Source organism: Flagellimonas amphidinii (assembly GCF_013090115.1).
In the GTDB taxonomy this organism is placed as follows: Bacteria; Bacteroidota; Bacteroidia; order Flavobacteriales; family Flavobacteriaceae; genus Flagellimonas; species Flagellimonas amphidinii.
Genome location: NZ_JABFNN010000030.1, coordinates 398,192 through 407,443 on the forward strand (window position 1 = coordinate 398,192; position 9,252 = coordinate 407,443).

7 protein-coding genes and 1 tRNA gene are annotated in these 9,252 nt (G+C 40.6%); 3 read left to right on the plus strand and 5 right to left on the minus strand.

Going from position 1 to position 9,252, the window contains the following annotated elements; all coding sequences use genetic code 11:
• A complete protein-coding gene (locus HJC33_RS08440) occupies window positions 1-942 on the minus strand; it encodes a ribose-phosphate pyrophosphokinase (protein ID WP_171658368.1) in 942 nt (313 codons plus the stop codon).
• Window positions 943-1,103: 161 nt separating this feature from the next.
• Here HJC33_RS08440 and HJC33_RS08445 point away from each other — a divergent pair.
• The 3 genes from HJC33_RS08445 to HJC33_RS08455 all read left to right on the plus strand — a co-directional run bounded on the left by HJC33_RS08445 (window position 1,104) and on the right by HJC33_RS08455 (window position 2,103).
• Window positions 1,104-1,185: transfer RNA gene (locus HJC33_RS08445), tRNA-Leu, on the plus strand.
• Between the two features lie 132 nt (window positions 1,186-1,317).
• Window positions 1,318-1,704 carry a hypothetical protein gene (locus HJC33_RS08450; protein ID WP_171658369.1) on the plus strand — a complete coding sequence of 129 codons (387 nt, stop codon included), beginning with the start codon at window positions 1,318-1,320 and terminating at the stop codon, window positions 1,702-1,704.
• Window positions 1,705-1,743: 39 nt separating this feature from the next.
• Complete coding sequence (locus tag HJC33_RS08455) at window positions 1,744-2,103, plus strand: hypothetical protein (protein ID WP_171658370.1); 360 nt, start codon at window positions 1,744-1,746, stop codon at window positions 2,101-2,103.
• A 40-nt stretch (window positions 2,104-2,143) separates the two neighbouring features.
• Here the strand turns inward: HJC33_RS08455 and HJC33_RS08460 are convergent, their stop codons facing one another.
• The 4 genes from HJC33_RS08460 to HJC33_RS08475 form a co-directional block, all read right to left on the minus strand.
• Entirely contained in the window at window positions 2,144-5,359 is a 3,216-nt protein-coding gene (locus HJC33_RS08460; protein WP_171658371.1) for a CHAT domain-containing protein, read from the minus strand.
• A gap of 2 nt (window positions 5,360-5,361) precedes the next feature.
• On the minus strand, window positions 5,362-6,096 hold the full coding sequence (locus tag HJC33_RS08465) for a tetratricopeptide repeat protein (protein ID WP_171658372.1): 735 nt from the start codon (window positions 6,094-6,096) through the stop codon (window positions 5,362-5,364).
• Entirely contained in the window at window positions 6,086-6,664 is a 579-nt protein-coding gene (locus tag HJC33_RS08470; protein WP_171658373.1) for an RNA polymerase sigma factor, read from the minus strand. The genes HJC33_RS08465 and HJC33_RS08470 overlap by 11 nt, the downstream gene beginning before the upstream one ends.
• A gap of 117 nt (window positions 6,665-6,781) precedes the next feature.
• Window positions 6,782-9,252: hypothetical protein (locus HJC33_RS08475; protein ID WP_171658374.1), on the minus strand; the 2,471-nt coding region annotated here is incomplete at its 5' end.

Consider the following 9,252-nt stretch of genomic DNA (forward strand, 5'->3'; position numbering starts at 1 on the left):
TTACATTAAAAATTTGGAAGATATTGATGTATTATGATGTACACGATGCATGACATCGGCAAAAAGATCGGCACAACTCAATATCTTTATTTTTTCTTGTCCTTGATCAACAGGAATAGAATCTGTAATGATCAGTTCCGTTAATTTTGAATTTTCTATTTTTTCATAAGCATTGCCAGAAAGCAATCCGTGTGTAGTTATTGCGCGAACGCTTTTGGCTCCTCTTTCCATCATCAAGTCAGCAGCTTTGGTAAGCGTACCGGCTGTATCAACCATATCATCAACGAGTACCACGTTTTTCCCTTTCACATCTCCAATCAGTTCCATATGGGAGATAACATTGGCCTTAGCGCGTTGTTTGTAACAGATTACAACATCACATTCCAATGCTTTGGAATAAGCATATGCTCTCTTAGAACCACCCATATCTGGAGAGGCGATGCACAGATTATCCAAATTGAGACCTTTGAGATAGGGCAGGAAAAGTGTGGAGGCAAATAAATGGTCCACAGGTTTTTCAAAGAACCCTTGAATTTGATCAGCATGCAAATCCATGGTGATAATACGAGTGGCTCCGGCCGTTTCTAACATTTTGGCCACTAATTTGGCAGCTATAGGAACACGGGGTTTATCTTTACGATCTTGTCTGGCCCAACCAAAATAGGGCATAACTGCTGTAATGTGTCTTGCTGATGCTCTTTTGGCGGCATCCAACATCAACAACATTTCCATTAAATTTTCGGGTCCAGGATTAGTAGAGCCAATGATGAAAATTCTAGTTCCCCGAATGGATTCTTCAAAAGAAGGCTGAAACTCTCCATCGCTGTATCTAGAGAATTGTATTTTCCCTAAATCCGCGCCATAGGCAGCTGCAATGTTTTTACCAAGCTCAACACTCTGGGTACATGCAAAAATTTTGGGTTCGGGAACTCGATATGGCATTGCAATCTCTTGTTAGCTAACTTTTTATAAGTACTTTTTTATAAAAGAGGTGCAAATTTATAAATTAATTCGGGTTGCTAAAGGATTATTGCTTCTATTTTTGGTGGTAAACAAAATTATTTTTTAGCTTTGCATCCGCATTTGAGATAAGTGCCAAAAATGCCTTGGTGGCGGAATTGGTAGACGCGCTGGATTCAAAATCCAGTTCTTTCGGGAGTGTGGGTTCGATTCCCACCCAAGGTACTTAAAGGAAAGGCCGAGATTTAGCATCTCGGCTTTTTATTTGGGTACAACATTTTTAGCTTTCCCGACTGTAACGTTTTAATTAATGATGACATTTTTTTTCCATTACGATAGTAGGGAAAAGAACAAATCATGAAAAAAATAACTCTAGTTGCAATAGCATCTTTTACCCTGATCTTCTTTTCCTGTAATAAGGATGGTGAGGGAGGCAATGGAAACAACAATTCTGTTTTACAAGGGTTCAATTCCCAAGTATGTACAAATGTTCAAGGTCCTTCGGCGGCCTATTGGGATTTTTCCCATAGCATTCCACTTCCATTGACCCAGATTCCCGTTGTAAAAAACCCAGGACAGCAGTTCATCCACAGTCAGTTTCCTTTGTTGGGATTTGTAATGCCACAGGGATTCAATGCCAATGAAATCACGGATCCTTTGACCGGAACCATCGGGGTAAATGTGGTCAGGAATGATAACAATGTGGTCTTTAGATGGGTGCCCAACACCCAAGCAGCCGGATAGATTTCAGCAACCAATATTATTGCCAACGAAATCAATGCCATGTTTGCCCATTATGGATTTAATGGGTCGCCAGATGTGGTCTGTACCACAACGTCCAACAGCTCTTTTGAAGGAATTCCTTCCCAATTTACCGCGAGATTGTTGCGTTTTGGAGGAATAACCGGTCAGGTTTGGGTGCGGTCTACTTTTATAGCTGGAGGAACCTTTTCGGCCATTTCCGTTACCTCTGCGCCCTCCGCAGAATATGACACCCAGGTTGCCGAAACCTTTTTGCCCATAAACTATCAACTGTTTGTAGGTAGGGATGGCGAATTTGTGGACAATGACAATGATGGAGTTCCGGCCAACCAAGATCCAGATGACAATAATCCGAATGTTCCCAATAACAACGGAGGATAAAATTTTTTGAGTTAGTTAGGTTAGTTGATTGAAAAGGCTCTCAATGCTCTGAGGGTCTTTTTTTTTGTGCCCACCACCACAAAAGAAGCGCCAAAGCAACCAAAATGAGCCCCCACCAAATCCAATGGTTGCCAGTGGAAAGTTCAATTGGAGAGGTATTGCCCATCAAAACCAAACCCGCCCAATACTGTGGGTGAAGGGTTCTGCCATCGGCGTTCTGCAAATAGTCCAATTTGGCCAACCTAAGTGCTTCGTCCTTTGGTTTTCCTTCGGAAAGATAATCGTAAAAATAGCCCAGGATTTGTGTACTTGATTGTTCGTCGATTTGCCACAAACTTGTCAAAATACTTTCGCTTCCGGCATAGTTGAAGGCATGTGCCAGGGATATCATGCCTTCCCCAGGCTGATACGTTGGTTTTCCTGTCTCGCAAGCAGTCAAAATAGCCAAATTGGAGCTTAGGTTTTGATTATAGATCTCGTAGGTATAGAGATAATTGTCGTTGATGTTGATGGAGTCTGAAACATTCTTTGCGAAAACCAATCGGGACAGTTCAGGATTCACATTGTTCGATTCTGCATGGGTGCCAATATGGATAATCTTATGCTCTTTGGCCGATTCAGAGAACAACTGTTTTGACGCATTTGAATTCAAGAAGGTATTGCCATCGAATTTTTTTCCGAATTTTTTGGCCAAATCAGTGCTAAAAGGTTGGGGGAGGAGCATCAAATAGGCTTTGTCCAAAAAGAGGGAATCCGAAATAGCCATTTGGTAATTGGCCTTCATGGCATGATCAAATTCCGGAACAAAGGCTACAAAATCACTATCATATTGTAATGTTTTGGAACCATTTTCCAACAGCAACAGACTGTAATTGTAGGAGATGTTGTGTTGGGATAATAGCGCATTTTTTGAAATATCATTTAATGAACTGACCCTTTCAGGGGTCAAAAGTTCAAAACTCAAATTGAACAGTTCCGCATCTGGAAAAATGATGACGTTTTTAGTGTCAACGTGTTTGGCCAAAGGGGCCCAGAGTTGATCGTGCAAGGTCTTGAGGCAGTTAAAAAGCATGTCCGTATCAGAAGTATAATCGGATAGTACCCGTATGCACGCGTTGTCCAAAGTATTGGGCAATTCAATAAGTGATGTTTTGGTGTTGTTATGTACAAATGCATAAAGGTTTTCACCAACAAAAAAATAGCGGACAATTGTGGTTTCAGGGTTGATGGGTTGCTTTAATTTGGTCAAAGGCCTAACAATTGAAGCGTACCTCATAGCATAGTATTCCGGGTAGTTTTTTTGGATGCTATCAAGGTAATTGTCCCAGCTTTCGGAAGTTTTCTCCCATTCCAAGACATTAAATTGGGTCCCTGCTTCGGCATCAAAAAAAGAATTCATCCTCTCCTTGATCAGTTGTTCCCTTTCTTTGATTTCGGCAGGGGCCAGAGTACTTTCAATAAGATTGAGACGAGCCCTTATTTTATTATAAATGGCTGATTCGTGAAGCGCCATGACCTTTTCAAGATACTCATGGTTCTTAGTACTATTATAAAGATCCAGGTATACCTTTTTGGCAAAATCAAAAACCTCTTTATTATCTTCTATCAAATCGGCCACAGCTTGTTGGGATGAGACCAGGGGTCTTCTGTTTTCAACAATCTTGGTTGCCTCGTCAATAAGTTTTGTTATTTCCGCTAAGGTCGCCGGGGATTTTGTAGCAAGCATCCCATATCTTGCCTTGGCCAAAAACAAAACTACCTTGGCCTGGTCTGCACCAAAATAATACCTGTTTTTCTCATTTCCTGAAAACCGCGAATTATAACTTTCCAGTAGTGCGTTACAAAGCATGATGGTTTCCAAAAAGTCATCGGCTTCGAATGATACACGTATTTTTGAAAGGGAAACTGCATTGTCCAAATATCCACCTTTGCCGTATCGTTCCTGTACTTTTTGTTGGGTTTTGTTGAGCAGGTCTTTGGCTTGGTCAAAAAGCCCTGCGCGCGAATAGGTCTGCGCCAAATTCAATTGGGTATAAATTTGATTTTGGCTGTATCCGTCAGGGTTGTTTTTCTCATAGACCGAGAGTGTTTTGTGATAATAGGATATGGCCTCATCATAATTATCGTACTCGCTTTCAAGATCCCCATATACATTGAACAGGTTGCCCCAATATGAAAGATTGTCCCCTGGAATTGAATTCAAGGATTTTTCTGCTTCTTCCAAATATTTTCGTGATTTGTTCAGGTCCTTGCTGAACAAATGGGCTTCAGCCATCAACAAAATTGAACTGAAGTATTGCACTGTATTGGGTAATAGATTGTTTTTGGCATGGTTGTACCCAAGTGTCGCTATCTGTTTTGCTCTTTTCTTATTGCCGATATCATTGTACAGGCTGCCTAGATTTCTATAAGCAATGGTCAAATTGCCATGTATCTTTTCGGTCAGGGGATGGTTGTTGGTTTTTTCCAGAAATGTATTGAAATGGGTTATGCAGCTAAGGGTCATGTCCATTGCGGCATGGTAATCCCCTTCAGATTGTTTTACCATGACCCAGTTGCCATAAATGGTGCCCGGAAGATAATAGCGGTTTTCAGGAGTGTCAGAGGAATTGGAAATGGACTTGAGCGCCCTTTCAAAATAATAATTGGCACTATCTGGCTGGCCCATAAAATGTGATAGTGAAGCCTTATAATTATAGGTTCTGGGAGCCAAAGGAAATTTAAGGGATGGATTGTCCTTGATCAATTGAAGTACATTCTCCGTTCGTTGCATTAACTGATTAAAATCTCCCAATTTGAGTCCAATTTCACTAAGGTGAAATTCTGATTCCATCATTTTTAAGGGATTTCCAAGACTTTTGGCCATTGTATTTGCCTTAAGGGCATAATCGTTTGCCGCAACCACGCTTCCTTGGTCAACATGCAACAGACCCATTCCCAACAGCCCTTCATATAAGATGGTATCGTGCAGGCTTTTATCATCAATATGCTGGAGGAAATCCCTAGCATCATTAAATGATGTGTTCTTATCTTTTAGAAATTCAATTTTTCCCAAGGGGTAAACCAATTTTCCCAAATTAAGATGGGTTTTTTCCTTTTCGGTTTCCTTTAGAATCAAAGTTTTGGCCTTTTCCAATTGATCGATTGCAATGAGGCTATCTATCTTTTCCAGAATGTGTCCTTCTTGGGAATGGAGCATGGATTGACAGCATAAAACCATCAAAAATGGGAATATGAACTTGTTTTTGCCGAGCATGATCAGTTGGTTAATTCTTGCAAAAGGGTTTTGCTCCGCTCGTCCTTTGACGATTCCAATATGTTGATAGCTTGGTCCGTTTTTCCCTCCTTTAAATAGGCAAGGGCTAGGTAGTACAAGGCGTCTTCATGGAAAACACTTTGGTTGTATTGCAAAGTGTTGTTAAGGAATGGGATGGCACTGTCAGCTTTTCCATTTGATAAAAAGGCCGTTCCCAAAAAGTAATTGAGTGTATCATTACTGGCCTGAAGCTGATGAAGGCCCTGCCACTTGGCTATGGCAGTGTCATAATTTCCTTGCTTATAATCTACCATGGCCTCATAAAAAGTGTAATTATCGCTGGTTCCCATAACTGTTGGGAGTCCAGGGTCTGGGGTAAAATACTTGTTGAACAATTTTTCGTTGGGATTTTGACGGAACAAAAACCAAGCTCCCAACGAAATTAAAATGGCCACACCAGCTGCAATCCTATATAAATTGAATTTGGGATGTGGAACAATTTCCTTTTTCCCAGAAGCTTCCATCTCAGTATGTAGACTGTCCATTGATTCGCGAAGAGCAGTTTCCTCAACCATTCGGAACAAGGTCTTGAAATCGTTGAACTTTTGTGCCAGTTCGGTATCGGATTCCAATTTTTGCTGAAAATCGATTCGTTCGGTTTCGCTCATAACGTCCATCAGAAACCGTTCGAAGGTTTCTTGTTGGTCTGGTGATATGTCTTTATAACTATTTTCCATTGCTTTTGATTTGTAGGCTCAGCGTCCTTAGTTTTTTCATGCAACGGTATTTTTGGTTACGGGCAGAGTTGGGGGCCATGCCCATGACCGTTGCGATTTCTTCCATGGATCTGCGTTCAAAATAGAAGAGCTTTAATAGCTTTTGACAATTGTTGCCAAGTTGTGATAAAGCAGACCTCATTGCATTTGTGTCCGTTTCTTCTTTTCTCTCCCGGTCCATTTCCGGTGCTTCTTCAGATACCATCCTTAAATGGGGAGAGGCATCCACAGATACAGTCTTTCTATAGTTGGCCGACCGTAAAAAATCGGTCCATTTGTTTTTGGCTATGGTAAAAAGATAGCCTTCTACATTACCTTCCTTAAACTTATGGTCCTTAATGTTCTTCCAGCAGGCAACAAATGCTTCTTGATAGATGTCTTTGGCCTGGTCCTCGTCGCCGTTGTTTTTTAGAACGTACAACCTTACTTTAGGATAAACAGTTTTGTATATGCTCGACAATGCATATTGATTATTTTGCCGAAACCCATTTAGAATGTCTATGCTCTTTTCTTTCTTGGAATCCCCCATACTTTGTTGAAAGTACGGGGAATTTAAAGAATTTCAATTGGCTAAAAAACAATTAAAGTTTAAATCAATATTTTAGTCGTTTATGTCAAATTATTCTTTTTGATTTTCAATTGTCTATCATTGGCTAATAGTTGTGGCTAGTGTGGCATAACCTTTTATAGTGGCATACTTGGCAGTTGTATTTGAATTGTCGCATGGACCACCCGCCCAAACTGACCTTACCCTGAACTTATCGCCCAGATCTGTAATATAATAGTCATCATAGTTGTCATTGGTCCAAGAAATAGGTGATCGATAACCGTATTCATCTGCCCAGCCAAAATAAATCTCCTCATATACAATATAGTATTGGGTGGCTTCTTCAACTTTATCTACATAGACTACCATTTGATCAGAGTTTCTATCATCCACACATTCGGTTTGATAGTGCTCAAGTTTTAAGGTTTCGTATTCTACCCTTTCATCATTTCTAATCTTTATAGTTGCTTCCAACTCATCATATAATTTGTACCCCTCGCTACTATTTTTTAATCGTGAATAAACTCTGGCAAAAACTTCTTCTTCTCCCTCGGCGGTTTCTGTATCTGTACAAGTATACTCGATCGTAGCTTCATTATAGGTAGTTAAGCTTTTTGAAATACCCTCAAAACGGCCATGTTTACCTTGGGTTCGCCATACAACTTTATAATCCCTCTCGGTATCAGGAACAATTCTTTGATTCATGGAGTTGACCAGGTATAGCGTCAGGTTTTCATCTCCTTCAAGAGTGGAATTGTTTGGTTTTATGTAGAGGGGCTGCCCTTTTTTTACATTTACCTGCATTTGATCCGAACCAATTTCGACCCTGTTGCTGCCCGTACCCTCATATACAGTAACGGTTACCGTTTCCAAATTTTCACCGTTATCGGATAATTGTTCGTTTGATGCCGTGCTTATAAAAAGGACCGTATCTGAATCCGTGGTGAACGATGACCCATTGTTTCCTTTTACATCGCTCAAGAACCCACCAAATTGGGTAGTGGTGGACCATTCATATTCATAAGGCCCATTGCCACTTACAATAACTTCTGCCCAAATCTCTTTTCCATCAGCTTCGTTGGTGGTGACCATATATTGTGGGTCTAGATCAACGATACCTTTTTCGACAACCACCTCCCATCGTTCAAAATTAGAGGTTACAGTATTCATTTTTTTTATGCACTGAAGGCCTTCAGAGTTTCTGAAAGATTGATGGATAGACGAAATAACTTTGTTGTAACGTTCCATGCCCTCTTCGATCAGTTCATTGTTCTGTATAAATGTATTTGGGCTGTTCCCGTCGTCAACATATTTATAAAGGGCCCAAAGGATAGTCCTTAAATCATTGGAAAGTCTTATATCGTCATATAAAAAGGGTAAAAATTCTTCCAGTGCAGTAGTAAAGAGGCCATCGAATACTGCTTCGATGGAAGGTTCATGTGCACGTAATATAGATTCTACAATGGTTACGATTTCATCCGCCTCTTGCAGTGTTTTGTCGTCATAGATATCTTTGTTTCCTCCAATATCCATTAAAACGGGAAGAAAATAGTCCATAATAAAAGTTTTTATGGCCAACTCTTCAAATTTTGCCCTTTCGTTAACGGTCATATCCCTTCCATTAAAGTTAATTTTTGACGATCCGGGGCCTACAACAGCAACTTCCCAAGTTTCTTTGGTGTTATCTCCCGTCAATGCCAGATCCATCTCCTCAGTGGTTACCGATCTGTTCAATGCATCACTACCACAAAGGGCAACATTAAAGGTTTGGTTGTTTTGATTGCCATTGGATTCATCCAAGAGGCTTATATGAGGAATTTCCACCTCTTTGTCGGGCATAACAGAGTTTGAAATATCAGATAGTACAGTTACCTCATTACCGGAATCATCTTCGTATGAAACCATGTAAATAAAGGCTTGAGCCCGTCTTGTGAACCAATTGGTCATGGACAGTTTATCTTTCCCTATCTTGTTCATAAGGATTCCACTTTCAGATTCGTTGGGATCAACATCTATTTTGTACCCAATATCTATAACTTCTTTACCTTCAAGTGCAACAAGTGCCTCGTTCAACCTTGTTGCATATGTGCCCTCTGAAAGTGTTTTTGGGTTTTCAGTGAATTGTGTTTCAAAATCATTGGCAAAATCTATAAAGGCTTGTTCGTTGCCTATATTTTCAATGAACGCAGTTTTGTATTCTGAGGACCTGACAGATGAAAGCATACCAAAGTATAGAAGAACCTCTACTGTGGAAGCTGCTGAAATTTCCTTTCGATCATCGGTAAGAAACCCAGCCAGGACCAAGTCCCCATCACCATCAAAAAGATAGGCGATTTCCCTAGTGCCCAAATTAAAGGGAATATCTCCTGCGGATGTCCCTTCAACCGTAGATTGGGATCCCATTGAAAATACCGAGGCCCCGGATAGGTCAAAACCATTGCCTTGAGGCAATGTTATCTGAACATCGACCATTTCAAAGGTTCCGGACTGGCCACCCCCTGGATCATCATCGGTACCAGGGTCATCATCAGTTTGAGAGACATCATCATCTACCATGTCCACAGTATCGT

What these genes read in the sequence shown, in the direction of transcription:
- HJC33_RS08440 (WP_171658368.1), bottom strand. Translation starts at nt 942, where the DNA reads ATGCCATATCGAGTTCCCGAACCCAAAATTTTTGCATGTACCCAGAGT.
- HJC33_RS08450 (WP_171658369.1), top strand. Translation starts at nt 1,318, where the DNA reads ATGAAAAAAATAACTCTAGTTGCAATAGCATCTTTTACCCTGATCTTC.
- HJC33_RS08455 (WP_171658370.1), top strand. Translation starts at nt 1,744, where the DNA reads ATGTTTGCCCATTATGGATTTAATGGGTCGCCAGATGTGGTCTGTACC.
- HJC33_RS08460 (WP_171658371.1), bottom strand. Translation starts at nt 5,359, where the DNA reads ATGCTCGGCAAAAACAAGTTCATATTCCCATTTTTGATGGTTTTATGC.
- HJC33_RS08465 (WP_171658372.1), bottom strand. Translation starts at nt 6,096, where the DNA reads ATGGAAAATAGTTATAAAGACATATCACCAGACCAACAAGAAACCTTC.
- HJC33_RS08470 (WP_171658373.1), bottom strand. Translation starts at nt 6,664, where the DNA reads ATGGGGGATTCCAAGAAAGAAAAGAGCATAGACATTCTAAATGGGTTT.